24 protein-coding genes and 3 pseudogenes are annotated in these 25,917 nt (G+C 66.5%); 19 read left to right on the forward strand and 8 right to left on the reverse strand.

Annotated features, from left to right (window positions below; translation table 11 throughout):
• Positions 1-604, forward strand: a 604-nt coding sequence (locus ACFDR9_RS10785; RefSeq protein WP_409030999.1) for a substrate-binding domain-containing protein, incomplete at its 5' end; no start/stop codon positions are given.
• 77 nt (positions 605-681) lie between these two features.
• Here the strand turns inward: ACFDR9_RS10785 and ACFDR9_RS10790 are convergent.
• The 5 genes from ACFDR9_RS10790 to ACFDR9_RS10810 form a co-directional block, all read right to left on the reverse strand.
• Positions 682-1,761 (reverse strand): ABC transporter ATP-binding protein, encoded by a 1,080-nt coding sequence (locus ACFDR9_RS10790; RefSeq protein ID WP_409031000.1) that lies wholly within the window; start codon positions 1,759-1,761, stop codon positions 682-684.
• Positions 1,762-1,783: 22 nt separating this feature from the next.
• Complete coding sequence (locus ACFDR9_RS10795; RefSeq protein ID WP_409031001.1) at positions 1,784-2,677, reverse strand: carbohydrate ABC transporter permease; 894 nt, start codon at positions 2,675-2,677, stop codon at positions 1,784-1,786.
• On the reverse strand, positions 2,674-3,582 hold the full coding sequence (locus ACFDR9_RS10800) for a carbohydrate ABC transporter permease (RefSeq protein ID WP_409031002.1): 909 nt from the start codon (positions 3,580-3,582) through the stop codon (positions 2,674-2,676). The genes ACFDR9_RS10795 and ACFDR9_RS10800 overlap by 4 nt, the downstream gene beginning before the upstream one ends.
• The gene (locus tag ACFDR9_RS10805; RefSeq protein WP_409031003.1) at positions 3,579-4,829 is read right to left on the reverse strand and encodes an ABC transporter substrate-binding protein; all 1,251 of its coding nucleotides are present in this window, start codon (positions 4,827-4,829) and stop codon (positions 3,579-3,581) included. Before ACFDR9_RS10805 ends, ACFDR9_RS10800 begins: the two co-directional genes overlap by 4 nt.
• A gap of 89 nt (positions 4,830-4,918) precedes the next feature.
• Entirely contained in the window at positions 4,919-6,298 is a 1,380-nt protein-coding gene (locus tag ACFDR9_RS10810) for a GH1 family beta-glucosidase (protein ID WP_409031004.1), read from the reverse strand.
• 230 nt (positions 6,299-6,528) lie between these two features.
• Here ACFDR9_RS10810 and ACFDR9_RS10815 point away from each other — a divergent pair, with 230 nt between their 5' ends.
• Positions 6,529-8,964 (forward strand): penicillin acylase family protein, encoded by a 2,436-nt coding sequence (locus ACFDR9_RS10815; protein ID WP_409031005.1) that lies wholly within the window; start codon positions 6,529-6,531, stop codon positions 8,962-8,964.
• Between the two features lie 131 nt (positions 8,965-9,095).
• Here the strand turns inward: ACFDR9_RS10815 and ACFDR9_RS10820 are convergent, their stop codons facing one another.
• On the reverse strand, positions 9,096-9,578 hold the full coding sequence (locus ACFDR9_RS10820) for an Lrp/AsnC family transcriptional regulator (RefSeq protein ID WP_017876342.1): 483 nt from the start codon (positions 9,576-9,578) through the stop codon (positions 9,096-9,098).
• A gap of 128 nt (positions 9,579-9,706) precedes the next feature.
• On the opposite strand from ACFDR9_RS10820, the gene ACFDR9_RS10825 reads away from it, so the two are divergent.
• The 16 genes and pseudogenes from ACFDR9_RS10825 (at position 9,707) to ACFDR9_RS10900 (ending at position 22,576) form a co-directional block, all read left to right on the forward strand.
• Entirely contained in the window at positions 9,707-10,312 is a 606-nt protein-coding gene (locus ACFDR9_RS10825; RefSeq protein ID WP_409031006.1) for a LysE family translocator, read from the forward strand.
• 294 nt (positions 10,313-10,606) lie between these two features.
• Complete coding sequence (locus tag ACFDR9_RS10830) at positions 10,607-11,371, forward strand: SDR family oxidoreductase (RefSeq protein WP_017876340.1); 765 nt, start codon at positions 10,607-10,609, stop codon at positions 11,369-11,371.
• A 79-nt stretch (positions 11,372-11,450) separates the two neighbouring features.
• Positions 11,451-11,730: pseudogene (locus tag ACFDR9_RS10835) on the forward strand (winged helix-turn-helix domain-containing protein).
• A 2-nt stretch (positions 11,731-11,732) separates the two neighbouring features.
• Positions 11,733-11,852 (forward strand): annotated as a pseudogene (locus ACFDR9_RS10840) (glyoxalase/bleomycin resistance/dioxygenase family protein); the annotation flags it as partial.
• A gap of 3 nt (positions 11,853-11,855) precedes the next feature.
• Positions 11,856-12,005: pseudogene (locus ACFDR9_RS10845) on the forward strand (arsenate reductase ArsC); the annotation flags it as partial.
• Positions 12,006-12,013: 8 nt separating this feature from the next.
• Complete coding sequence (locus ACFDR9_RS10850) at positions 12,014-12,694, forward strand: aquaporin (RefSeq protein WP_409031007.1); 681 nt, start codon at positions 12,014-12,016, stop codon at positions 12,692-12,694.
• Positions 12,695-12,956: 262 nt separating this feature from the next.
• Positions 12,957-13,913, forward strand: coding sequence for a sugar ABC transporter substrate-binding protein (locus ACFDR9_RS10855; protein ID WP_017876337.1), 957 nt, complete (start codon positions 12,957-12,959; stop codon positions 13,911-13,913).
• A gap of 116 nt (positions 13,914-14,029) precedes the next feature.
• On the forward strand, positions 14,030-15,571 hold the full coding sequence (locus tag ACFDR9_RS10860) for a sugar ABC transporter ATP-binding protein (RefSeq protein ID WP_409031008.1): 1,542 nt from the start codon (positions 14,030-14,032) through the stop codon (positions 15,569-15,571).
• Positions 15,572-15,584: 13 nt separating this feature from the next.
• The gene (locus tag ACFDR9_RS10865; RefSeq protein WP_409031009.1) at positions 15,585-16,607 is read left to right on the forward strand and encodes an ABC transporter permease; all 1,023 of its coding nucleotides are present in this window, start codon (positions 15,585-15,587) and stop codon (positions 16,605-16,607) included.
• Positions 16,604-17,599 (forward strand): ribokinase, encoded by a 996-nt coding sequence (rbsK, locus tag ACFDR9_RS10870; protein ID WP_017876334.1) that lies wholly within the window; start codon positions 16,604-16,606, stop codon positions 17,597-17,599. The genes ACFDR9_RS10865 and rbsK overlap by 4 nt, the downstream gene beginning before the upstream one ends.
• Positions 17,596-17,991, forward strand: a complete 396-nt coding sequence (gene rbsD, locus ACFDR9_RS10875) for a D-ribose pyranase (RefSeq protein ID WP_409031010.1) — start codon at positions 17,596-17,598, stop codon at positions 17,989-17,991. Before rbsK ends, rbsD begins: the two co-directional genes overlap by 4 nt.
• A 61-nt stretch (positions 17,992-18,052) precedes the next feature.
• A complete protein-coding gene (locus ACFDR9_RS10880) occupies positions 18,053-19,057 on the forward strand; it encodes a LacI family DNA-binding transcriptional regulator (RefSeq protein ID WP_026132794.1) in 1,005 nt (334 codons plus the stop codon).
• A gap of 210 nt (positions 19,058-19,267) precedes the next feature.
• Complete coding sequence (locus ACFDR9_RS10885) at positions 19,268-20,068, forward strand: ferritin-like domain-containing protein (protein WP_409031011.1); 801 nt, start codon at positions 19,268-19,270, stop codon at positions 20,066-20,068.
• Positions 20,069-20,256: 188 nt separating this feature from the next.
• Positions 20,257-20,895 carry a DJ-1/PfpI family protein gene (locus ACFDR9_RS10890; protein WP_409031012.1) on the forward strand — a complete coding sequence of 213 codons (639 nt, stop codon included), beginning with the start codon at positions 20,257-20,259 and terminating at the stop codon, positions 20,893-20,895.
• Positions 20,889-21,323 (forward strand): FixH family protein, encoded by a 435-nt coding sequence (locus ACFDR9_RS10895; protein ID WP_409031013.1) that lies wholly within the window; start codon positions 20,889-20,891, stop codon positions 21,321-21,323. Before ACFDR9_RS10890 ends, ACFDR9_RS10895 begins: the two co-directional genes overlap by 7 nt.
• Positions 21,320-22,576, forward strand: coding sequence for a cytochrome-c peroxidase (locus ACFDR9_RS10900; protein ID WP_409031014.1), 1,257 nt, complete (start codon positions 21,320-21,322; stop codon positions 22,574-22,576). The genes ACFDR9_RS10895 and ACFDR9_RS10900 overlap by 4 nt, the downstream gene beginning before the upstream one ends.
• A 3-nt stretch (positions 22,577-22,579) precedes the next feature.
• Here ACFDR9_RS10900 and ACFDR9_RS10905 read toward each other — a convergent pair whose 3' ends face one another.
• Positions 22,580-22,783 carry a MerR family DNA-binding transcriptional regulator gene (locus tag ACFDR9_RS10905; protein WP_409031015.1) on the reverse strand — a complete coding sequence of 68 codons (204 nt, stop codon included), beginning with the start codon at positions 22,781-22,783 and terminating at the stop codon, positions 22,580-22,582.
• 73 nt (positions 22,784-22,856) lie between these two features.
• Positions 22,857-23,294, reverse strand: a complete 438-nt coding sequence (gene fur, locus ACFDR9_RS10910; protein WP_409031016.1) for a ferric iron uptake transcriptional regulator — start codon at positions 23,292-23,294, stop codon at positions 22,857-22,859.
• Between the two features lie 512 nt (positions 23,295-23,806).
• Between fur and dnaK the strand changes: the two genes are divergently transcribed.
• The gene (dnaK, locus tag ACFDR9_RS10915) at positions 23,807-25,717 is read left to right on the forward strand and encodes a molecular chaperone DnaK (RefSeq protein WP_409031017.1); all 1,911 of its coding nucleotides are present in this window, start codon (positions 23,807-23,809) and stop codon (positions 25,715-25,717) included.
• Positions 25,718-25,917 lie beyond the last annotated feature (200 nt).

Consider the following 25,917-nt stretch of genomic DNA (forward strand, 5'->3'; position numbering starts at 1 on the left):
CAACAAACAAAAGAAAAACCACCCCCCCCCCCCCCCCCACCCCCCCCCCCCCCCCCCCCCCCCCCCCCCCCCTCCCCCCCCCCACCTCCCCCCCCCCCCCCCCCCCCCGCTGCTACAGCAGGGGCACCGCCAACTGGCGGCGATCTCGGGTCCGGCCGATACGTCGGACAACCAGATCCGCATGCACGGCTTTTTCGAGGAGTTGGCGCGCCATGGCATCGCCCGCGCCGCCGTGCAATTGGTGGAGTCGGACTTTTCGCGCGAAGGCGGGTTTGCGGCGGCCCGGGAGCTGCTGGACGCGGGTCTGCGCTTCACCGGCCTGTTCTGCGCCAACGACGAGATGGCGATCGGCGCGCTGGCCTGCCTGCACGGGGCCGGCGTGGCGGTGCCGGCGCAGGTGTCGGTGATTGGCTATGACGACGATTACTCGGCGGCGTTTGCATCGCCGCGGTTGACGTCGGTGCATATACCGATAGTCGACCTGACGCAGAACGCGGTGCGCTGGTTGCTCAACCAGTGCTATGGCACGCGGCACCAGATCAGCCGCGAGTTTCCGGTGACGCTGGCGCTGCGCGATTCGCTTGGCGCGCCGGCGCCGCTTTAAAGCGCCACGGACCGCGAGAAAAGCCAGCGGCGTCAAGCCGGGGTCAGACCCTCGGGGTCCGACCCCGCATTGCGCCGCTACAGGCGCTGGCCGCCGGCTTCCGCCTCGTCGAACAGGGAGACGTTTTCGGCGCGGATGGCGAAGCCGGTGGCCTGGTCCAGCTCCGCCGTTTGCTGGTCCTGGGCGATGCTGGCGATCTGGCTGCCGTGGAAGTCGAGCCACAGCACGCGGTGGTTGCCCATCGGTTCGACCAGCGAGACGGTGCCGCGCTGTTCGTACTGCGCGCCGACGCCGATGTCTTCCGGCCGCACGCCCAGCACGCAGGGCTGCCCGTCCGACGGCGGCCGGCGAAACGGATAGGCCGACACGTCCAGTTCCAGGTGAGCGTTGCTGAAGACGCTGCGCCCGGCGCGCTGCCGCAGCTGTCCGCTGAACAGGTTCATGCCGGGCGAGCCGAGGAAGCTGGCGACGAACAGGTTGGCCGGCGCGCGGTAGACCTCGGCCGGGGTGTCGTATTGCTGGATCGCGCCGGCGCGCATGACGGCCATGCGCGTGGCCAGCGTCATCGCCTCGACCTGGTCGTGGGTGACGTAGATCATGGTCGCGGCGAGCCGCTTGTGCAGTTGCTTGAGTTCGCGCCGCAGTTCGGTGCGCAGCTTGGCGTCCAGGTTCGACAGCGGTTCGTCGAACAGGAACACGTCGGCCTCGCGCACGATGGCGCGGCCGATCGCCACGCGCTGGCGCTGGCCGCCGGACAGGTTGGCCGGTTTGCGCTTGAGCAGCGGTTCGAGTTGCAGCATGTGCGCCGCGCGCGCCACGCGCCGTTCGATTTCGGGCTTGGGCGTGCCGGCGATGCGCAGCCCGAACGACAGGTTGCGTTCGACGTTCATGGTCGGGTACAGCGCGTAGGACTGGAACACCAGCGCGATGCCGCGGTCCTTCGGGTCGGCCCAGGTCATATCCCGGCCGCCGATTTCGATGCTGCCGCCGCTGACGTCGATCAGGCCGGCGATGGTGTGCAGCAGCGTCGATTTGCCGCAGCCCGAGGGCCCCAGCAGGACGATGAATTCGCCGGCCTCGACGTCGAGGTTGAGCCGGTCGATGACGGTGTTGGCGCCGAGCTGGATGTGCAGATCGCGTATGGCTACGTTGGACATATTTTATCTTTACCTTTGATCGTTAACCTTTGACCGCGCCGGAGGCGATGCCGCGCACGAACCAGCGGCCCGAGACGAAGTACAGCGCCAGCGGCACCAGCGAGGTCAGGATGGTCGCCGCCATGTTGACGTTGTAGAGCCGTTCGCCGGTGGTGGTGTTGATGATGTTGTTGAGCTGGACCGTCATCGGCAGGTTCTCCGAGCCGGCGAACACCAGCCCTAGCAGGAAGTCGTTCCAGATCCCGGTCACCTGCATGATCGCCGCGACGACGATCACCGGGGTCGACATCGGCAGCATCAGGTGCAGGAAGATGCGCCAGAAGCCACCGCCGTCGATGCGCGCCGCCTTGAACAGTTCCAGCGGCAGGCCGGCGTAGTAATTGCGGAACAACAGCGTCATCACCGGCATGCCGAAGATGGTGTGGATCAGGACGATGCCGGGCAGGGAGCTGAACAGGTGGGCGGCGGCCAGCAGCCGCACCAGCGGATACACCATCACCTGGGCCGGGATGAAGGCGCCCATCATCAGCACGCCGAACAGCAGCGCCGCGCCGCGCGGGCGCCAGAACGACAGCGCGTAGCCGTTCACCGCGCCGATGGCGATCGACAGGACGGTGCTGGGGACGACGATGAAGACCGAGTTCCAGAAGCCGCCGCGGATGCCGTTGCAGGCCAGGCCGGTGCAGGCCGACTGCCAGGCCACGCCCCACGCTGCCAAGGTGGCCTGGCGCGGCAGCGCGAACAGGGTGCCGAGGCGGATTTCCGCCATCGGTTTAAGCGACGTCACCAGCATCACGTACAGCGGCAGCAGGAAAAACAGCGCCGCCATGACGAGGAAGGCGTACACGCCGATGCGCGCCGGCGTGATGCGGGAACGGCGCCGTCGTGCAGCTGGTGCTCGCGGTATGGGCGTCATGCCGTGTCCTTTCTGCGGTTGCCGCGGTGGCGCGCGTACAAAACCGGCGCGACGATGGCCAGCACGGTGCTCAGCAGGACCACCGAGGCGGCCGAGGCCAGCCCCAGGTTGGCGCGGCCGAACAGGTAGTCCATGATGAACTTGGCCGGCACTTCGCTGGCGGTGCCGGGGCCGCCCTGGGTCATGGCGACGACCGCGTCGAACAGCTTGACGACCATCACGAACAGCAGCACGAAGGCGGTCGATATCGAGGCGCCCAGCATCGGCAGGACGATGCTGACGTAGACGCGCCAGCGCGGAATGCCGTCGATGCGGGTGGCTTTCCATAGTTCGTCGTCGATGCCGCGCAGGCCCGACAGCAGCAGCGCCATGACCAGCCCGGAGGCTTGCCAGACGGTGGCGATGACGACCGTGAAGATGACCTTGTCCTGGTCGACGATCCAGTCGAAGCGGGCCTCGGGGAAGCCGATCTGGCGCAGCACCTCCTGGATGCCCAGTTCGGGATTGAGCAGCCATTGCCAGATCAAGCCGGTGGCGACAAAGGACATCGCGTACGGATACAGGAACACGGTGCGCAGCACGCCCTCGGCCGCCACCTTCTGGTCGATGAAGACCGCCAGCAGGAAGCCGAGCAGCAGGCAGGCGGCGATGAACAGCGCGCCGTACCAGACGATGTTGTGCAGCGAGAGCAGCCAGCGGTCGTTGTTGAACAGGCGCGTGTACTGGGCCAGGCCGACGAAGTCGCTGGCCGGGAAGGTGCGCGAACTGCTGACCGAGACGCGCGCCGTCCACAGCATGGTGCCGAGGTAGGCGAACAACACGGTGAAGGCCATCGGCAGCAGCGCGATGTGGGCCGCCACCGAGTAGCGCCTGCGCAGCGGTTGGCGCGGCGGCTTTTTATTCATCCCTTGAGCGCGCTGGCGAAAGCCTTCTGCGCGTCCTCGGCCGACTGGTTTTTGTTCCAGAAGTTGGTCAGCACGTCTTGCAGGGCGCCGTTCAGGTCGGGCGCGACCAGCATTTCCGAGTTCGGCAACTGGCGGGTTTTATCCTTGAGGATGGCCACGCCCATCTTGGCGCACAGGTCGAGGGAGCTGTCGTCGATGTCGCCGCGGATCGGGATGGACCCCTTGCGCGAATTGAAGGCCACCTGCGCCGCCGGCGAGGTCATTACGCCGGCCAGCAGTTTTTGCGCCTTCACCGTGTTCGGGTTGCTCGACTTGGGAAAGACGAAGGCGTCGCCGGCGACGATGTAGGGCGAGCGCGCGCCGAAGCCGGGGAAGCAGCCGAAGTCCTTGCCGGCGACCTGCTTGGCGGCCGAAAACTCGCCCTTGGCCCAGTCGCCCATGATCTGCACGCCGGCCTTGCCGGTGACGACCATGGCGGTGGCGTCGTTCCAGTTGCGCCCCGGCGAACCGGGATCGACGAAGCCGCGCAGGCGCTTGAAGGCCACCAGCACCTGCTTGAAGGCGTCGGACTTGACGGCGTTCATGTCGCGGTCGCGGTAGACCTTCAGGTACAGCTCCGGCCCGCCGACGCTGGCGAAGACCGCGTCGAAGGTGATTTTCTCTTGCCAGACCTGGCCGCCGAAGGCCAGCGGCACCACGCCGGCGCCTTTCAGCTTGGCCAGCACGGCCAGGAACTCGTCGTAGGTTTTCGGCTCGGCGCCGATGCCGGCCCTCTGGAACGCCGCCTTAGAGTAGAAGAACCAGGCCGGCATGTGGATGTTGACGGGCGCGGCGTAGTAGTGGCCGTCGATCTTGATGCTGTCGATGATGGAAGCGGGCAGGATCTGGTCCCAGTTGCCCTTGGCGGCGACGTCGTCGATATTGTTCAGCATGCCCTGTTCGACGATGTCGCGGAACTGCTTGGAGGTGTTGAACTGCGCCGCCGTCGGCGCGTCGCCGCCGACGATGCGGTTGATGGTGGTGGCGCGCGACTGGTCGGCGCCGGCGATGGCGTTGTCGACCCATTGGCCGCCGGCCTTGTTATAGGCGTCGGCGAACTGCTTGATGGCGGCCGATTCGCCGCCCGAGGTCCACCAGTGGATCACGGTGGCTTTCAGCGCCGGGGCCGCGGCCGCGGTTTGCGCTTGTGCCGCGCCGTGGGCCGCGAACGCCAGCGCGAATGCGCCAGCCAAGTGTGCTGTTTTCATGTTTGTCTCCAATGTGCGTTTTGCCGCATTTTTATTGAATTTTTATACAGGTTGCCACGATAAAACGAAAAACAATGTTTGGCCTCTTTTCAGGATGATTTATTTCGCTCGGCCAGGAAGGCGGCAACCAGTTTGGCGCTGCGCTTCAAGGTGCGTTTCTGGGTGCGGTAGTCGACGTGGACGATGCCGAAGCGGCGCTCGTAGCCGAAAGCCCACTCAAAATTGTCCAATAGTGACCAGATGAAGTAGCCGCGCACGTCGACGCCGGCCTTGATGGCGCTGTCGACCGCCGCCAGGTGGCGGTTCAGGAAGGAGACGCGGCTGCGGTCGTCGACTTCGCCGTCGACCACTTCGTCGTCGGACGCGGTGCCATTTTCGGTGATGTAGATCGGCGGCAGCGCGGGGTAGTCGCCGTGGAAGCGGATCAACAGGTCGCGCAGGCCGTCGGGATAGACTTCCCAGCCCATCTGGGTGCGCTCGACGCCTTCCAGGGCCACTTCGGCGAAGCCGTGGGCGCCGTCGCTGACGACGTTGGTGCGGAAGTAGTAATTAATGCCGAGGAAATCGAGCGGCGCGCCGATGATGTGCATGTCGCCGTCGAGCACGACCGGTTCGGTGCCCGGCCACAGTGCGAACAGCTCGCTCGGATAGGCCTGTCTCAGCAGCGGGTCGAGCACCCAGTTGTTGTGCTGGACTTCGAACAGGCGCGCGGCGCGCCGGTCGGCTTCGCCGCTTCCGGTGGTGGTGCCGCGGCCGACGTTGGCGACGATGCCCTTCAGCGAGGCCGGATCGTTGGCGCGCAGGATAGGCAGCGCCAAGCCGTGCGCCAGCAGCAGGTGGTGCATGGCTTGCAGCGCCGACGTTTGATTCGTCACGCCGGGCGCGTGGTGGCCGCTGCCGTAGCCGTGCTGGGCCGAGCACCACGGCTCGTTCAGCGTGGCCCAGGCGTCAACCAGGCCGGTCAGTTCGCGGCTCATCAAGTCGGCGTATTCGGCGAAGCGGTAGGCGGTCTCGCGGTTGAGCCAGCCGCCCTTGTCTTCCAGGTGCTGCGGCAGGTCCCAGTGGTATAGCGTGACGAAGGTGGAAAGGCCTTTTTCTTTCAGGCGGCCCAGCAGGCGCCTGTAGAAGTCGATGCCCTTGCGGTTGGGCCGGCCCGCTTCATCCATCACGCGCGGCCAGGAGATCGACAGGCGGTAGCCGCCGACGTTCAACTCGGACAGCAGGTCCAGGTCGGCTTCCCAGCGGTGGTAGTGGTCGCAGGCGACGGCGCCGGTGTCGCCGGCCAGCACCTTGCCGGGCCGCTGGCTAAAGGTGTCCCAGATCGACGGCAGGCGCCCGTCTTCGTCGACCGCGCCCTCGATCTGGTAGGCGGCGGTCGCGGCGCCGAACAGGAAATCCTTGCGCCAGAGCGCGGAATCGGGCGGCGGCGAAAATGTGGTTTCAAGGGAAACTGACGCATCGTTTGACACGGGAACTCCTTCGGTGGCGATAAAGTGGAAGCGCTTCCATACGGTGTTGCCGATAGTAACAGCGAAGAATTTCTTGCGTCAACGAAAATTTTAAAATTGCTAAATGATAATTTTTTAGGCGGACGCAACAGCGTCCCAGGTCCGGGCCGCCGGCTTGCCGGATCGTCACCCGCATGGTAAAACCGTCAGGTGTATGAATTCGACATCGACAGTTTTTTCATGGGAATGGTATGCGGAAGAATGCTACGGGGAAGATTCGGATCTGGTCCCGGCGCCTGCTGCTGGCGCTGCTCGGACTGCTGGTGCTGGCGGCGCTGGCGGCGCTGGCGCTGTGGCTGTTTTTGCGCGGCAGCCTGGCGCAGCTGGACGGCACGCGGGCGGCGTCCGGTTTGCACGGCGACGTCAGCGTGACGCGCGACGCCCTGGGCGTGCCGCTGATCAGCGGCGGCAACCGGCTCGACGTGGCCTACGCCAGCGGTTTCGTGCAGGCGCAGGAGCGCTACTTCCAGATGGACTTGCTGCGCCGCGTCGGCGCCGGCGAACTGGCCGAATTGTTCGGGCCGCGCGCGCTGGGACTCGACAGGTCGCGCCGCCTGCACCGCTTCCGCGCCCGCGCCGAACGGGCCGTGCTGGCGCTGCCGGCCGAACAGCGCCGCTTCCTGGAACGCTATGTCGGCGGCGTCAACGACGGCCTGGCGGCGCTGTCGACGCGGCCCTTTGAATATGCCTTGATCGGCGTCAAGCCGCGCCCGTGGACGCCGGCCGATTCGCTGCTGGTGGTATGGGCCATGTATTTCGACTTGCAGGGCGGGCTGGAGCCGCGCGAACTGGCGCGCGGCTGGTTGCGCGAGCACAGCAGCGTCGAGCAGCGCGCCTTCCTGTTGCCGGAGTCGACACAGTGGGACGCGCCGCTGGACGCCGAACGCGTGCCGCCGCCCAGCGCGCCGATTCCGGCGGCGCCACCGCTGTGGTGGGGCCGGCCGCCGGCGCTGGACGCGCCCAAGCTGGCCGGCGCCGAGATGCTCGACGCGGTCGGCGCCAACGCCGTCGGCAGCAACAACTGGGCGCTGGCGGGTAGCCGCAGCCAGGACGGCGCGGCGATCATCGCCGACGACATGCACCTGAACATCCAGCTGCCGAACACCTGGTATCGGGTGGCGCTGCAGTTTCTCGACGCGCGCGGCGGCCAGCGTCGCATGGTTGGCGTCATGCTGCCGGGCGCGCCGCCGCTGCTGGCCGTCGGCAGCAACGGCCACGTCGCCTGGAGTTTCACCAACAGCTACGGCGACTACCTCGACCTGGTCGAGTTGGGCCGCGACCCAGCCCAGCCGGGCCGGGTGCGCACGCCGGCCGGCTGGGAACGCCCGGCCGCGTACCAGGAAACGATTTTGATCAAGGGCGCGCCGGCGCAGCAGTTGCTGGTGCGCGAGAGTTCGCTGGGGCCGCTGCGCGAGGTGGCGGGGCGGCTCTACGCCGTCCACTGGGTCGCGCACGCGGCCGAGGCCGTCAACCTGAACCCGGCGCTGCTGGAGTCGGCCGACAGCATGGCCGACGCGCTGGCCGTGGCGGCGGCCATGGGCGTGCCGGCGCAGAATTTCGTCGCCGGCGACGACCAGGGCAACATCGGCTGGACCATCGCCGGGCCGCTGCCGCGGCGCGCCCAGCTCGGGCCGGCCAGCAGTTTCCCGCTGGCGCTGGACGGTGCGGCGGCCTCATGGCAGGGCTGGCTGACGCCGGCCGAATATCCGCGCGTGAGCAATCCGGCCGACGGCCAGTTGTCGACCGCGAACAGCCGCCAGTTGATGGGCGCCGGCGCCGAGCTGCTCGGCGACGGCGGCTTCGACCTGGGCGCGCGCGGGCGCCAGGTGCGCGACGGCCTGAGCGCATTGGGCGCCAAGACCGACGTGCGCGGCGCCTACGGCGTCGGGCTGGACGACCGCGCCATCTTCCTGTCGGGCTGGCGCGAGCGCGCGATTGCCGCGCTGGACGCCGGCGCGCTGGAAAAACGGCCGCAGCGGGCGGAGTTTCTGGCCTTGCTGAAAAACGGCTGGAGTGGCCGCGCCAGCGTCGACTCGGTTGGCTACCGGCTCACGCGCGCCTTCATGTGGGCGCTGCACGACCTGGTGTTCGAGGGCGCCAACGCCGAGCTGGCCAAGCTCGACGGCAAGGCCAACGTGGCCCTCGCCACCTCGCGCTGGCCGGTGGTGCTGGCGCGCCTGCTCGACGCGCGGCCGGCCGGCTGGCTTCCGCTCGGGCACGCCAGTTGGCAGGCGCTGCAACTGGCGGCGGTCGACCGCGTCATCGCCGACCTGGGCAAGGGCGCCAAGCCCTTGTCGGCGGCCACTTGGGGCGAGCGTAACACGGCCTCCATCGCGCATCCGATCAGCGCGGCGGTGCCGTGGCTGCGGCGCTGGCTGGCGGTGCCGCCCGACATGCTGCCTGGCGACAACCACATGCCGCGCGTTGCCGGCAGCACCTTCGGCCAGTCGGAACGGCTGACGGTGTCGCCGGGCAGGGAGGAGCAGGGCGTCTTCAACATGCCGGGCGGGCAGAGCGGGCATCCGCTGTCGCCGTTTTTCCTGGCCGGCCACGCCGACTGGGTGGCGGGGCGCACGACGCCGCTGTTGCCGGGGCCGGCCCAGCATACGCTGACGTTGAGCCGGTAGGATGCGCGGGGCGTAAGCCGGCGCCGGGCAACCGCCGACGCCAGTCGGGTTACGCCCGGCGGGCTAACCTGACCGACGAAAATCGCGTTAAGTTAGCGGCCGGGGTCCGGCCCCTGGGTTACGCCGCTGGTTTATATGGCCGGCATCGGCAGGCGGTTCGAGGATTTGATTTCGCGCATCGACAGGCTGGAGTGGATTTCGGCCACCCCCGGCAGTTTGCGCAGCACCGTGGAGACGAAGTCGCCGTAGCTTTCAATGTCGCGCGCTACCACCTGCAACTGGTAGTCCGATTCGCCGGTGACGTTGTGGCAGGAGAGGATTTCGGGTATCGCCTGGATGGCCTCTTCGAACTGGAACGGTTGCTCGCCGGCGTGGTTGGCGAAGGTGACGCGGACAAAGGCGATCAGGCCGATGCCCAGCTTCTTGCGGTCGATCAGCGCTTGATAGCCGGTGATGTAGCCGTCCTCCTCCAGCCGGCGCAGGCGCCGCCATACCGGCGTTTCGCTCAGCTTGAGGCGCTCGGCCAGGCGCGCGTTCGACAGCCGGCCTTCTTCCTGTAGCAGCGTCAAAATGCGGATGTCTACTTCGTCCAGATCGCTATATGAATTTTTCATTTAAGTATATGAGAAAAATGAGTGGAATCTGCTCGTAACTATGCCATGCGGGGAGGAAATAGCAAGCACATTTCAGCGCCCCAGCTCGATAATGACGGCATCGTTCATTGTCTTTCTCGGGAGTTAGTATGGAAACATCGGCCACTTTTATGTACCTGGCGGCGCTTGCCGGCGTGTTCTTGTTGCCCGGGCCGGACATGGCGCTGGTGATCGCCACCGGCGCGGCGCGCGGCGCCGGCATCGCGCTGGTGACGGCGCTGGGCATTGCCGCGTCGCGCGCGATGCATGTGCTGATGTCGGGTCTCGGCCTGGCCGCGCTGATGGCCGCGCATCCGGGCGCGCTGCAACTGGTGCGCTGGGGCGGGGCGGCGTATCTGGTGTATTTGGCGGTAAAAGTGTTGCGCGCCGATTTGAGCCTGGACGCGGTCGGCGCTGTGGCGCCGACGCCCGGCGCCTCGTTCGTGCGCGGTTTCCTGACCAACTTGCTCAATCCGAAGGCGCTGCTGTTTTGCAGCTTGTTCCTGCCGCAGTTCGTCAGCGCCGGCGGCGCGTCGGTGCCGATGCAGTATTTGTGGCTGGGCACGCTGCTGGTGCTGACCGGCTTGTTTTTCGACGCGATTTACGCGCTGTTGGCGGCGCGCATTACGCGGCGGGTGAAGTCGAAGTCGGGCGCCGGCAAGTATGTGTTGCCGACGGTGTTTGTCGTGCTGGCGGGACGGCTGGTTGCCAGCTGAGCGGGGCCGCGGCCCCCGCGAAAACCAGCGACAACTAGTTAGGCAACTTTATGCCCGCGCCGCTTCCAGTATGGCGAACTTGGCGGCTGAGCGTGACGGTGGTCGCGCGCACCGCCTCGGCCACCGCCCGACGGCGGCTTCGACGCGGCGGCCGGGCTGGATTTCACCAATTATGCCGCCGACATGTGCGGTGTGCGCGACCCGTCCTGAATGCGGCCGCAAGAAACGGATAGAACGGCAGGGGCCGCTTCGTTACGCTGATGTTTCGCCATAACTCAACGTAAGGATAGCAAAATGAAGCAGTTATCAGGAAAAGTCGCGATTGTGACCGGCGCAAGTTCGGGCATCGGCTACGAGACCGCGAAGTTGTTTGCCAGGGAGGGCGCGCAAGTGGTCGTGACGGCGCGCCGTCAAGCCGAGTTGGACGCCCTTGTCGCCGACATTGAGCAAGGTGGGGGCGAAGCGATTGCCGTCGCCGGTGACATCAAAGACGAACAACTTGCCCGCGCATTGGTGGAGGTCGCGGTCGGTCGCTTTGGCGGACTGGATATCGCTTTCAACAACGCCGGATCGGTAGGGGAGATCGCGGCGCTTGCCGATCTTTCGGTCGATGCCTGGAAATCCGTGCTCGACACCAACCTGACCGGCGCGTTCCTTGGCGCGAAGTTTCAGATTCCAGCGATGGTCAAACGCGGCGGCGGCTCCATCATCTTCACCTCCTCCTTCGTCGGCCATACCGTTGGCTTCCCCGGTATGGGCGCGTATGCCGCCAGCAAGGCGGGATTGACCGGCCTGATGCAAGTGATCGCCGTTGAGTACGCGGCGCATGGGGTGCGCGCCAATGCCCTGCTGCCGGGCGGCACGGATACGCCGGCGGGGCGCGCCGTCGCCAATACGCCGGAGGCGCGTGCCTTCATCGAAGGGTTGTACGCGCTCAAGCGTCTGGCAACGCCGGCGGAAATTGCGCGTTCGGCGCTTTACCTGGCGTCCGACGCGTCAAGTTTCACGACGGGATCGTGCCTGATGGTCGATGGTGGCGTTTCCATTAATCGTACCTGAGCGGGAAATCACTAGCGCTGCCTTCGCACCGAAAAAGTAGGGGTTTACAATGCTTTAATATTTCAAGTATTATTGAAGTATGGAAGCGAAAAACGCAATCACGGCCTTGGCCGCACTCTCTCAGGAATCCCGGCTCGCTATCTTTCGCGCCTTGGTGCAAGCCGGGCCTACCGGTCTTGCCGCTGGCAAGATCGGTGAAAGGACCGGTATTCCCCCGTCGTCACTATCCTTTCACATGAACGAACTTAGCCACGCCGACCATGCACGGCCTTTTGGTCTTCCTGACTGAGAACTGTTGCGGCGGCAATCCATGTGCGCCGGTCTGTTCCCCCGCCTGTCCCACAACCGAAGAGGTGTAAAGATGAATCGCTTACATGTGCATATTTCCGTCGGTGATTTGAACAACAGCATCGGCTTCTACTCGGCGCTTTTTTCAAGCGAACCGACGGTCGTAAAAAGCGATTACGCCAAGTCGATGCTGAACCTGAGCGAAAAAATCTACAACGTCCTTTTTCCTTGCACCGGCAATTCCGCCCGCGGCGTCATGGCCGAAGCCTTGGTAACGACGATGGGGAAAAGCCGGTTCAAAGGATGCTGCGCTGGCAGCCACCCGGGCGGCTCGGTCAACCCGTTTACGCCGGTATGACGCTTGCGCGCCGCGTCGTCGCCGAAAGCCTCGGCACCGCCATGCTGCTGGCAATCGTAGTCGGTTCCGGCATCATGGCCGAACGGCTGGCCGCTGGAATCGTTGGCCTTGCGCTGCTGGCCAACGCGATAGCGACCGGCGCTGGCTTGGCGGCACTCATCCTGACTTTCGGCCCGGTGTCCGGGGCGCACTTCAATCCAGCCGTGACCTTGGTCGATGCCTGGCACGGCAACACCGGCTGGCGCGATGTGCCGCCATACGTCGTGGCGCAAGTCGCCGGGGCGTTCGCCGGCGTGGCCGCGGCGCACGCGATGTTCGGCGAGCCTCTGTTTTCCGCTTCGCAGCACGTTCGGGACGGTCTTCCGCAATTGTGGAGCGAGTTCGTCGCCACGTTTGGCCTGCTGGCCGTGATCGTCGGATGTTCGCGCAGCCGGCCAACCGTGACGCCGTTCGCCGTCGCTGCCTATGTTACGGCGGCCTACTGGTTCACGTCGTCCACCTCGTTCGCCAACCCCGCCGTGACATTGGCGCGTGCCGCTACCAACACCTTCGCCGGGATAAGGCCAGCGGACACCCCGGGGTTCGTTGTCGCCCAGCTGGTCGGTGCGGCGACGGCGGCGGTAGTGTTCGGCTGGCTGTATAAGGCGGCGCCATCCTCTACCAAGTCGGTGCAATAAGACTGGTTCAGCGAGCGCGTCCAGATCCGCACCGGCGCCCGCGTGGCGGCCATTTCCGGCCCCAAGCCGCGCCGCAAGCGGAATGCGGATTGATTTTTATCAACAAGTGCTTCGATAGTTTCCCGAAAAAAAATAACTCCTTGACACCGGTTGGTACTCCGCGATCTAATACGCAATCGATTGCGCAATCGATTGCGTACCGTTTTTTGACTGATCAGCGCGAGTTCACTTAAAACTACAACTTCCCTTTCGGAGACACCCAATGAGCACCATTTCCCTTTTTGCCAAATCGATCGCCGTTGCCGCCGCCAGCTTGATGCTGGCCGTACCGATGGCCCAGGCCAGCGCCGAGAAGCCGCGCGTCGCCCTGGTGATGAAGTCGCTCGCCAATGAATTTTTCCTGACGATGGAAAACGGCGCCAAGGCGCATCAAAAGAAAAACAGCGACAAATACGAGCTGATCACCAACGGCGTCAAGGACGAGAGCGACACCGCCGGCCAGATCAAACTGGTCGAGCAGATGATTATTTCCAACGTCGACGCGATCGTTATCGCGCCGGCCGATTCGAAGGCGCTGGTGGCGGTGTCCAAGCGCGCCATCGACGCCGGCATCGTCGTCATTAACATCGATAACCAGTTCGACGCCAGCGCGCTGAAAGAGAAGGGCATCACCGTGCCGTTCGTCGGGCCGCTCGACCGCAAGGGCGCCGAGCAGGTGGGCGACTACCTGGCCAAGTTCTTGAAGCCGGGCGACAAGGTGGCGATCATTGAAGGCTTGCCAACGGCGAACAACGCCAAGCTGCGCACCGCCGGTTTCCAGGACGCGATGAAGAAGGCCGGCGCGAAAGTGGTCGGCGTCCAGACCGGCGAGTGGGAAATCGACAAGGCCAACAAGGTGGCCGCCGCGATGCTGAGCGAGAACCCGGATATGAAGGCGCTGCTGTGCGGTAACGACAGCATGGCCATCGGCGCCGTGGCCGCCGTGAAATCGGCCGGCTTGACCGGCAAGGTGCGGGTGGTTGGCTTTGACAATATTTCGGCCGTTGCACCGATGCTCAAGGATGGCCGTATGACCGCCACCGCCGAGCAGCACGCCGACAAGCTGGCCATTTACGGCATTGAAAACGCGCTGAAGTTCTTGAAAGCCAAGGCGCCGATTAAAACCCTGGGCGGCGTGGTCGAAACCCCGGTTGATTTGGTTGCCGGTAGCAAGAAGTAAGCTTGCGCAGCCGCTGTTGGCGCACTCTTAAACCAACGGCGAGGGCCGGGGTTACGCCGGTGGTTTTGTCCGCGCCGGCGGCCCCCGCAAATCATCTATTCCCCGAGAATATCCCCATGAGTTCCTTTATTGAGCCGCAGTCGCAGCCCTTGTTGCAAATCAACGGCGTGTCGATGTCCTATGCCGGGCCGGTGTTGCAGGACGTTCATTTGAGCCTGCGCCCGGGCGAGGTGCGCGTGCTGGCCGGCGAGAACGGCGCCGGCAAGAGCACGCTGTCGAAGATTATCTGCGGGCTGGTGACGCCGCTGGCCGGCAGCATGCGGCTGAACGGCGAGGCGTTCGCGCCGACGTCGCGCGCGCAGGCCGAGGAGCGCGGCGTGCGCATGGTGCTGCAGGAGCTGAGCCTGGTGAACACGCTGAGCATCGCCGAGAACCTGTTCCTGCGCAAGCTGCCGAGCCGCTTCGGTTTCGTCGACTACGCCAGGCTGAACGCCGCCGCCGCCCAGTGCATGGCGCAGGTCGGCCTGGGCGCGCTCGACCCGGCCACGCCGGTGTCGCGCCTGGGCATCGGCCAGCGCCAGATGATCGAGATCGCCGCCAACATCAGCGCCGACTGCAAGGTGCTGATCCTCGACGAGCCGACGGCGATGCTGACCGGCCGCGAGGTCGACCTGCTGTTCGTGCAGATCGAGCGGCTCAAGGCCAAGGGCGTCGGCATCATCTATATTTCGCACCGGCTGGAAGAGACCAAGCGCATCGCCGATTCGATTTCGGTGCTGCGCGACGGCCTGGTGGTTGGCACCCACGCGGCCGACGCCATCAGCATTCCAGAGGTGGTCAAACTGATGGTCGGGCGCGAGGTCGGCGACCGGCTCGACCGGCCCAAGCCGCAGCCGAGCGCGATCTCCCTGAAGGTGCAGAACCTGAGCCGCGGCAAGGCGGTGCGCGACGTCAGTTTCGAGGCGCGCGGCGGTGAAATCTTCGGCATCGCCGGCCTGGTCGGTTCGGGCCGCACCGAAACGCTGCGGCTCATTTACGGCGCCGACCGGCGCGACAGCGGCCGCGTCAGCGTCAGCGGCAGCGAGCGGGCCATCGGCTCGCCGTACGACGCGGTGCGCCACGGCATCGCCATGGTGTCGGAGGACCGCAAGGAGCAGGGCTTGCTGCTGCCGCAGTCGATCCGCGTCAACACCACCCTGAGCGGCATCGCCGCGGTGGCCAGGGCGGGCTGGCTGAGCCGCAACAAGGAGGGCGCCATCGCCGAGCGTATCGGCAAGCTGATGTCGCTGCGCGCCAGCTCGGTCGAGCAGCCGGTCGGCCAGCTGTCCGGCGGCAACCAGCAGAAAATCGCCATCGGCCGCTGGCTGCACCGCGAGTGCGACGTCATGCTGTTCGACGAGCCCACCCGCGGCATCGACGTCGGCGCCAAATTCGAAATCTATAAGCTGATGGCGCAACTGGCGGCGCAGGGCAAGGCGCTGGTGGTGGTGTCGAGCGACCTGGTCGAGCTGATGTTGCTGTGCGACCGCATCGCCGTGATGAGCGCCGGCAAGATGGTGCGCACCTTCGGACGCGACGAGGCCAGCGCCGACGCGATCATGGAGGCGGCCTTCAGCGGCTACGTCGACGCGGCGCCGGCGGCGCTTCAACCAATATAAGAAGGACGATCCTATGACTACCCAAACAATCGAAGCACAAGCGCCGCGTTCCCCGCTGGGCGCGGCCGGCGGCGCCAAGGCGGCCTCGCCGTGGCTGCGGCGCGCCAAGGAATACCTCGGCCTGGTACTGGTGCTGGCCGGCATGGTGGTGTTTTTCAGCTACGCCAGCAAGTATTTCCTGAGCATGAAAACCTTCAGCACCATCGCCAACCAGATCCCGGCGCTGACCGTGATGGCGGTCGGCATGACCTACGTGATGATCATCGGCGGCATCGACCTGTCGGTCGGCTCGGTGCTGGCGCTGTGCGGCGGCGTGCTGAGCCTGGCGATGGTCGACTGGCAGCTCGGCTTCGTGCCGGCGGCGGCGCTGGCGCTGGCCGTCGGCTTCCTGTGCGGCATGGTCAACGGCTTGATCACGGTGACGTGGTCGGTGCCGTCCTTCATCGTCACGCTGGGCATGCTGGAAGTGGCGCGCGGCTCGGCCTACCTGGCCACCGACTCGCGCACCAAATACATCGGCGGCGCGGTCTCGTTCATCAACGACCCGGTCATCGGCGGCATCTCGCCGGCCTTTTTGCTGGCCATCGCCATCGTCGTCGCCGGCCAACTGGTGCTGTCGTACACGGTGTTCGGCCGCCACATGATCGGCATCGGCACCAACGAGGAGGCGATGCGCCTGGCCGGCATCCGCACCCGTCCGACCAAGACCGCCGTGTTCGCGCTGCTGGGCTTCCTGGCGGCGATCGCGGCGGCGTTCCAGGTCTCGCGCCTGGAGGCGGCCGACCCGAACGCCGCCGCCGGCATGGAATTGCAGGTGATCGCCGCCGTCGTCATCGGCGGCACCAGCCTGATGGGCGGGCGCGGTTCGGTCGTCAACACCTTCATCGGCGTGCTGATTATCGCGGTGCTGGAGGCCGGGCTGGCGCAGATCGGCGCCAGCGACCCGGCCAAACGCATTATCACCGGCACCGTCATCGTCATCGCGGTGATCGTCGACATGTACCGCAACCGCATGATCGCCCGGAGCGCGGCATGAGCGGCACGAGCGGCACGAGCGGCGCCAAGCCGCGCAAACAGCCGCGCATCACCGTCGTCGGCAGCCTCAACATGGACCTGGTGTTCCGCACGCCGCGCATGCCGGCGGCCGGCGAAACCATCGCCGGCCAGCAATTTTGCCAAATCCCCGGCGGCAAGGGCGCCAACCAGGCGGTCGCCGCGGCGCGCCTGGGCGGCGCCGTGACGATGATCGGCCGGGTCGGCGACGACGCCTTCGGCGCGCAGTTGCGCGCCGGCCTGGTCGGCGACGGCATCGACGTCACGCACCTGCACACGCAGGCCGGCGCGGCCAGCGGCGTGGCCGGCATCATGGTCGACGACGCCGGGCGCAACAGCATCGTCATCGCGCCCGGCGCCAACATGACGCTGACGGCCGACATGGTCGAGGCGCTGGCGCCGGCGATCCTGGCGGCCGACCTGCTGGTGTGCCAGCTTGAAACGCCGTTGACGGCGGTGATCCGGGCGATCCACATCGCCCGCCGCGGCGGCGTGACGGTGGTGTTCAACCCGGCGCCGATGCAACCGCTGCGCCCGGACCTGGTGGCGCTGGTTGACTACCTGATCGTCAACGAGACCGAGGCTTCGCAACTGAGCGGCACCGAGGTCGTCGACCGCGGTAGCGCGCGCCAGGCCGCCACCCGGCTGCTGGCGATGGGCGCCGGCGCGGTGCTGTTGACGATGGGCGAGCAGGGCGTGCTGATCGTCGGCCAGGGCGGGCGCAGCCGCATGCTCGACGCGGTGCGGGTCGACGCGGTCGACACCACGGCCGCCGGCGACACCTTCGTCGGCGCCTTCGCCGTCGGCGTCGGCCAGGGCCTGGACTTGGTCGCGGCGGCCACCGCGGCGCAATACGCGGCCGCGCTGACCGTCACCAAGCTGGGCGCGCAAAGCGCGATTCCCTTCCGCCACGAGGTGGAGCGGTTCATCACCCGATGCGGGGGCGCCGCGCCGGTCGAAACGGAGCCGACATGAAGAAGACGACTTTGCTCAACAGCGCGCTGTCGCAGGTCATCGCCGCCATGGGCCACGGCGACATGCTGGTGATCGGCGACGCCGGCTTGCCGGTGCCGGCCGGCGTGCAATGCATCGACCTGGCGCTGACGCGCGACATCCCCGGTTTCGTCGACACGCTGCGCGTGGTGCTGGCCGAGATGCAGGTGGAGCGCGCCATCGTGGCGCAGGAAACCGCGCTGGCCAGCCCCGCCATCGACGCCGCCATCGGCGCGTTGCTGGCGGCGACGCCGGTGGAACGGGTCGCGCACGAGGCGCTGAAAGCGGCCAGCGCGCGCGCCCGCGCGGTGGTGCGCACCGGCCAATTCACGCCCTACGCCAACATCATTCTGGTTGCCGGCGTGGCGTTTTGAAATTGCAGGTTTGTTTGCGCCGCTTCCTGCGGCATAATCCGGCGGGAGAAAGGCGGTCACCATGGCAACAATGAAACAAGTAGCGGAGCAGGCGGGCGTCTCGACGACCACGGTCTCGCACGTCATCAACAACACCCGCGTGGTCAGCGAGGACGTGCGCGCGCGCGTGCTGGCGGTGATCGGGCAGCTGCGCTACGTGCCCAGCGCGGTGGCGCGCAGCCTAAAGAACGACCGCACCCACACCATCGGCATGATGGTGCCGAACAACTCGAACCCGTATTTCGCCGAGGTCATCCGCGGCATCGAGGACGCCGCCTTCAAGCTGGGCTATAACATCATCCTGTGCAACTCGTATGACGATCCGGGCAAGCAGGTCGCGTATATCCGCGTGCTGATGGAAAAGCGCATCGACGGCCTGATCCTGGTGTCGTCCGGCACCGACGCCGAGCTGGCGCGTTTCCTGGCCGACGACCAGATTCCGGTGGTGCTGGTGGACCGCGAAATCAGCGGCGTGGCGGCCGACTTCATCGAGTCCGACCACGCGCTGGGCGGCTACCTCGGCACCCGCTATCTGCTCGACCTGGGGCACCGCTCGATCGCCTGCGTGTCCGGGCCGCGGGAGCTGCTGACCAGCCGCGAGCGCGTGGCCGGCTACCAGCGCGCGCTGCAAGAGGCCGGCGTCGCCCCGCGGGCCGAGTGGTTGCTGTACAGCGACTTCACCAGCGCCGGCGGCCACGCCGCCTTCGGGCAGCTGCTGGCGCTGCCGCGGCGGCCGTCGGCGGTATTCGCCGGCAACGACTTAATGGCCATCGGCGGCATCTGCGCCGCCAGCGAGGCCGGCGTGCAGATCCCCGGCCAGCTGTCGGTGGTGGGCTACGACGACATCGCGCTGGCGGCCTACAGCAACCCGCCGTTGACCTCGATCGGCCAGCCCAAGCAGGAGATGGGCGCGTTGACGGCGCGCATCCTCCTCGAACGCATGCGCGACCCGACGCTGCCGTGGCGGCGCGAACTGCTCAAGCCGAGCCTGGTGGTGCGCAAGTCGACGGCGCCTTTCCCCGGCTAATTGGCGCGACGGGAACGCCGTTGTGCTTGCCATCGCGCAGCGCCGTGCTGACACTGCTTGTACGCATTGTTGCTGGGCGCGACTACGAGGGCGTGGCGCGAATGCGCCGGTGGTACGACACGGTGTTGCTGAAGGCCGAGTGAGCGCGGCGGCGATGCCGGCACGATTGATTTGCTACACTGCGTCCTTTTATTTGCACAGGGTAATACGATGGCGCCAGCGTTTGAACTGCGCGCAAGCGCGCTGCAATGCTTGCTTGAAACAGACCCCGTCGCCAAGGCCGCGGCGGTGGCGGCCATGGCCGAGGCCTACCTCGGCGGCGGCTGGGGCGTCGACACCGGCGCCGCGCCGCGGGTGTCGGCGGCTATCCCCGGCCGCCCGGAGCGGCCGGCGCTGGTGGCGCCGCGCCTGGTGGGGCGGCGTTCGATGGTCACGGTGGAAGGGCGGGCGATGCTGATCCACGCGCTGGCCCACATCGAATTTAACGCCGCCAACCTGGCCCTGGACGCGTTGTGGCGCTTCCCGGGTCTGCCGGTCGGCTACTACACCGACTGGCTGCGCGTGGCGAAGGAGGAGGCGGTGCATTTCTCCCTGCTCACTGCGCATCTCCAGGTGCTCGGTTACCAATACGGCGATTTCCCGGCCCACGACAGCTTGTGGGAAATGGTCGATAAAACCCGCGACGACATCATGGCCCGGATGGCGCTGGTGCCGCGCACGCTGGAGGCGCGCGGCCTGGACGCGATCCCGCCGTTGCGCGCCAAGCTGGCGCAGGCGGGCGACCTGGCGGCGGCCAAGATCCTCGACCTGATCCTGGAAGAGGAAGTCGGCCATGTCGAGATCGGCAACCGCTGGTATCGCTACCTGTGCGGGCAGCGCGGGCTGGAACCGCGCGCCACCTACGTCGAGCTGGCGGCGCGTTACCAGGCGCCGGTGCTGAAGGGGCCGTTCAACATCGCGGCGCGGCGCCTGGCGGGCTTCACCGAAACGGAGTTGACGGATTTCGTGTAGATCCATCACCCCCTCCGCGCTAATGCCGATCAGCCTGCTAAGCCGACCTGCGAAAATCATCAGGCGCGGCAGGGCATACCGACCTTGGTTTTGGCGGAAATAGCGATATTTTTGTCATTTGTGCCAACCCCCGTTCCGCCATACTCGACGCTTCCGCCTTCGAATGGCGCCGTTACAGGGGAGTCAGCGTGCAAACCGTTGCGATACTTATTTTCAATGATGTGGAAGTGCTCGATTTCGCCGGCCCGTTCGAGGTGTTCGGGGTGACTGGAGGGCGCGGCAAGCGGCCGCTGTACGACGTGTTCACCGTGGCGCAATCGCTGCGCCCGGTCATGGCGCGCAACCAGCTCAGCATCAACCCCGACTATAGTTTCGAGACCATGCCGGACGCCGACGTTTTCGTCGTGCCGGGCGGCTTCGGCACGCGCCGCGAAAAGCGCAACCCGTCCGTGTTGCGCTTCCTCGAAGAAAGGGTGGCCGCCGCGCGCAGCGTGGTGTCGATTTGCTCCGGCGCGCTGATGTTGGCGAAGGCCGGCTTGCTGGACGGCTTGCACGCGACCACCCACCGCGGCGCGCTGGAGGAGTTGGCGCTGGACGCGCCCGATTGCACCATCTGGCCAGAGGCGCGGGTGGTCGACAACGGCAAGATCGTGGTGTCGGCGGGGATTTCGATGGGCATCGAGGCCTCGCTGTACACCGTCGCCAAACACCACGGGCAGGCGCAGGCGCTTGAAACCGCGCGCTATATGGAGTACGACTGGCAGCACCACGCCGTCGACGGCAAGCATGTCGTCGTGCCGGCTCGGCTGAAGCAATCCACATGTTGAAAAAATTCTTCCTGCCGCTGGGCATGATGGCGGCGCTGTCCGCTTGTTCGACGCCGCCCGCCGGGCTCGACCTGGCGCTGACGCGGCCGTCGGCGCAACACAAGTATGTTGTCACGGTGAACCCGCTGCTCGATTCCGTCGCCATCAACCAATTGCATTCGTGGCAAATCAAGCTTGCCACGCCGGACGGCGCGCCGGTCACGCAGGCGCGCTTCAGCGTCGACGGCGGCATGCCGCAGCACGGCCACGGCCTTCCGACCCGCCCGCGGGTAACGCGCGAGCTGGGCGAGGGCCGCTATTTATTGGAGGGCATGAAGTTCAGCATGGCCGGTTGGTGGGAATTGAAACTGGCCATCGACGCGGCGCCCGGCAGCGACAATATCACCTTCAATACCGTGGTCGCGCTGCCGGAAGCGGGCAAGCGGTGAGGCCGGCGCTCGGCGCGTTGCTGGGCGCGGCCTTGTTTGCCGGCGGCATGGCCGCGCTGGCGGACGGGGCGCCCCTGGCGGACGCCGCCGAGCCGGACCGCTGGAGCGTCCAGGAGCGCGCGCTGCTGGCGTCGCTGCACATCGCCCGGCTGGCGCCGGCGCCGGCCGACCCGTCCAACGCCGTCGCGCACCAGCCGATGGCGGCCGAGTTGGGCAAACGCCTGTTCGCCGACGCGCGCTTCAGCGCCAACCAGGCGGTCTCTTGCGCCAGTTGCCATGATCCCGGCAAGCAATTCCAGGACGGCTTGCCGGTCGGGCGGGGCGTTGGCGCCGGTTCGCGCCGCACCATGCCGCTGGCCGCCGCCGCGTTCAGTGCGTGGCAGTTTTGGGATGGCCGCAAGGACAGCCTGTGGTCGCAGGCGCTAGGTCCGCTTGAAGATCCGCTCGAACACGGCGGCAACCGGCTGCAATACGCGCAACTGGTGCGCGCGCATTACCGGCCGCAATACACCGCGCTCTTCGGCCCCATGCCCGACCTGGCGCGGCTGCCGGCCAACGCCGGCCCGCTCGGTTCGCCGTCGGAGCAGTCGGCCTGGCGCGGGATGGACGAAGCCGCGCGCGACGCCGTTTCGCGCATTTTCGCCAATATGGGCAAGGCGCTGGCGGCTTACCAGACTACGCTGGGCCATGGCGAGTCGCGCCTGGACCGTTACATCGTCGGCGTGCAAAACGGCGACGCGGCCGCGCTGAGCCAGTTGTTGCCGCAGGAAAAACGCGGTTTGCGCGTCTTCATCGGCAAGCACGCCTGCATCACCTGCCACAACGGACCCTTGTTCACCGACCAGCACTTCCACAACACCGGCATCGCCCCGCGCGACGCCGGCAGGCCGGACCAGGGGCGTTCGGCGGCCTTCGACAAGTTGGCGCGGGACGAGTTTAATTGCCTGGGGCGGTATAGCGACGCGCGGCCGGAGCAATGTGGCGAGCTCAACTTCATGGCGAGCGACGATCCGCATATGCGCGGGGCTTTCAAAACGCCCGGATTGCGCAACGTGGCGCTGCGGGCGCCGTATATGCACGCCGGACAAGTGGCGTCGCTGGCGGACGTGGTGCGCCATTACGCGGTGGCGCCGCCGGCGGCCTTCGGCCACAGCGAACTCAAGCCGATGAGGCTGTCCGAGGCGGAGGTACGCGACGTGGCGGCGTTTTTGGCGACGCTGTCGGGCCCACTTATTGAGGTTGCGGAGAAGTGATGGCTAGCCCGGCGTCGACGCCGGTCTACGAAAAGCGCTAGGGATTGCTCGCGGCGTCCCGCACTTGGCGCACATCGTGGCCGGCGCGCGGGCCGCTTCGCAGTAGGTGTCGCCGGACGGGGGGCCGAGGATGAGGCCGAGCGACTCGTAATGGCGGATCGCCTTCGGCGACGCGCCCGTCAGTTTGGAGATGGCTCCGATATACATGGTTTTCCTTCGAACGGCACGCGGCGCTCGGCGCGCCGGCGCAGCGCAGACCTTACCACCACGCCGGCGCCGCTTACAGCACCGTCAGCGCGCGCTTTTGCTGCGAGCAGGTCGCGCAGGTGCCGTACAGCGACAGCGCGTGTTCGTGCAGCACGAAGCCGCGCTCGGCGGCGATCTCGTCCTGGCGCTGCTCGATGCCCTCGTCGAAGAACTCGTCGACCCTGCCGCAGACGGTGCAGACGAGGTGGTCGTGGTGGGTGCCCTCGTTCAACTCGAAGACCGCGTGGCCGGACTCGAAATGGCGGCGAAACAAAATGCCGGCCTCGGCGAATTGCATCAGCACGCGGTAAATCGTCGCCAGGCCAACGTCGATCTTCTCGGTCAGCAAAAAACGGTAGACGTCGTCGGCGCTCAAATGCTTGCCCTTGCCCTCCTGGAATAGCTGCAAAATCCGCAAGCGGGGGATCGTCACTTTCAAGCCTGACTCGCGCAGTTCCTTCAGAATATCCATTGCTTACCTTTATGTCGGGCGTGCCAAAGCGGCAAGCTTTCATTATCCGGTAATGATAATCATTATTATTCGCATTAGCAAACAAAAGATGGAAATCCCTGCAATGAACGTCCCCGGGCATACCTGCATCCCGGGGTCAGGCCTCGACATGGCGGTTTTGGGCAAGCCGCGACGACGCGCCGCTCGCCGGGAGGGGGCGCGGCGATTGATCTACGTCTGTCGCGGGCGATTTGGCCTTGAATTGAGCCGGACACGCCTTACTTTATTTGCCGAAGCATGTATGTTGGTGGGCCGGGGACGCGGTGCGATGAGGAGGTTTTACCATGAACAATGTTGGAACAGGGCGCCATCGCGGCGCGACGGGCCAGCGGCCCGGGACGCCGCCGCCGCCCGAGCGCGAGCCTTTGACGCCGCCCCCGGAGCCCTTGACGCCGCCGTCGGAGCCGTGGGCGCCCGTCCCCGAACCGTTGATGCCGCCGGAGCCGCCGCAAACTTATCGTTAAGGAGGATGTATGGGCAAGATGATCGGTATCGACCTTGGCACGACCAATTCCTGCGTCGCCGTGATGGAGGGCGGCCAGGCCAAGGTGATTGCGAATGCGGAAGGCGCGCGCACCACGCCGTCGGTGGTGGCCTACCAGGACGACGGCGAGATCCTGGTCGGCGCGCCGGCCAAGCGCCAGGCGGTGACGAATCCGCAAAATACCTTGTACGCGGTGAAGCGCCTGATCGGGCGCAAGTTCGACGAGAAGGAAGTGCAGAAGGACATCCATTTGATGCCCTACCAAATTATCCGAGCCGACAACGGCGATGCCTGGGTCGAGGTGCGCGGCACCAAGCTGGCGCCGCCGCAGATTTCCGCCGAGGTGTTGCGCAAGATGAAGACCAGCGCCGAGGATTACCTGGGCGAGGCGGTGACGGAGGCGGTCATTACCGTGCCGGCGTATTTCAACGACGCCCAGCGCCAGGCGACCAAGGACGCCGGCCGCATCGCCGGCCTGGACGTTAGGCGCATCATCAACGAGCCGACCGCGGCGGCGCTGGCCTTCGGTCTGGACAAGGCCGCCAAGGGCGACCGCAAGATCGCCGTCTACGACCTGGGCGGCGGCACCTTCGACATCTCCATCATCGAGATCGCCGACGTCGAGGGCGAGAAGCAGTTCGAGGTACTGGCGACCAACGGCGACACCTTCCTCGGCGGCGAGGACTTCGACCAGCGCGTGATCGAGCATATCATCGCCGAGTTCAAGAAAGACAGCGGGATCGACCTGGGCAAGGACCCGATCGCGCTGCAGCGCGTCAAGAGCGCGGCCGAGCGCGCCAAGATCGAGCTGTCGTCGACCCAGCAGACCGAGATCAACGAGCCGTACATCGCGATGGCCGGCGGCGCGCCGGCGCACCTGACCCTGCGCCTGTCGCGCGCCCGGCTGGAGTCGCTGGTCGAGGAGTTGATCCAGCAGACCATCGAGCCGTGCCGCATCGCGCTCAAGGACGCCGGCCTGGAGGTCGGCCAGATCGTCGACGTGATCCTGGTCGGCGGCATGACGCGCATGCCGAAGGTGCAGGAATATGTGCGCGAGTTCTTCGGCCGCGAGGCGCGCAAGGACGTCAACCCGGACGAGGCGGTGGCCGTGGGCGCGGCGATCCAGGGCTCGGTGCTGTCGGGCGAGCGCTCCGACCTGCTGCTGATGGACGTCACGCCGCTGTCGCTGGGCATTGAAACGCTGGGCGGCGTGATGGCCAAGATGATCCAGAAGAACACCACGATACCGACCAGGTTCAGCCAAGTCTACACCACCGCCGACGACAAGCAGCCGGCGGTGACGGTGAAGGTCTACCAGGGCGAGCGCGAGATCGTCGCCGGCAACAAGCTGCTGGGCGAGTTCAACCTGGTCGGCATCGCGCCGGCGCCGCGCGGCGTGCCGCAGATCGACGTCAGCTTCGATATCGACGCCAACGGCATCTTGCACGTGCAGGCCAAGGATAAGGCCACCGGCAAGGAGAACCAGATCACGATCAAGGCCAATTCCGGCCTGACCGAGGCGGAAATCCAGAAGATGGTGAAGGACGCCGAGTTGAACGCCGAGGAGGACCAGCGTGTGAAGCATTTGACCGAGTCGCGCAACCAGGCCGACGCGCTGGTGCACGCGACGCGCAAGTCGCTGGCCGAGCATGGCGACAAGCTCGACGGCGGGGCGCGCGACAAGATCGAGACCGCCATCGTCGCGCTGGAGGCGGCGGTGAAAGGCGGCGGCAAGGCCGAACTCGACGCGCGGATCGCCGCGCTGTCGGCCGCCGCACAAACGCTGGGCGGGCAGACCGACGCGGCCGGGCAGGGCGGCGCCGGCGAGGAGCAGGCCCCGGGCCAGCCGCCGGACGAGGGCGCGGTCGACGCCGACTTCAAGGAGGTCAAGAGGAACTAGGCGAGCGCCTCGTGTTCGATCGCAACCGGGTAGCGTCCCCTCAACATTTTCCTGATGGTGGTTTCGCCGGCGTTGACGCCGACATTTAATTCCAGGCCGCCGGCGGGCCGCGTGCTCGCCGCGGCTGGCGGTGCCGGCGCGTGGCGTGCGGCCACGATAGGGCATAGGTCGGCGCCGGACGGTATTGCTGATGTCGTGGC

This window comes from Janthinobacterium sp. CG_23.3, from assembly GCF_046115965.1.
In the GTDB taxonomy this organism is placed as follows: domain Bacteria; phylum Pseudomonadota; class Gammaproteobacteria; order Burkholderiales; family Burkholderiaceae_D; genus Janthinobacterium.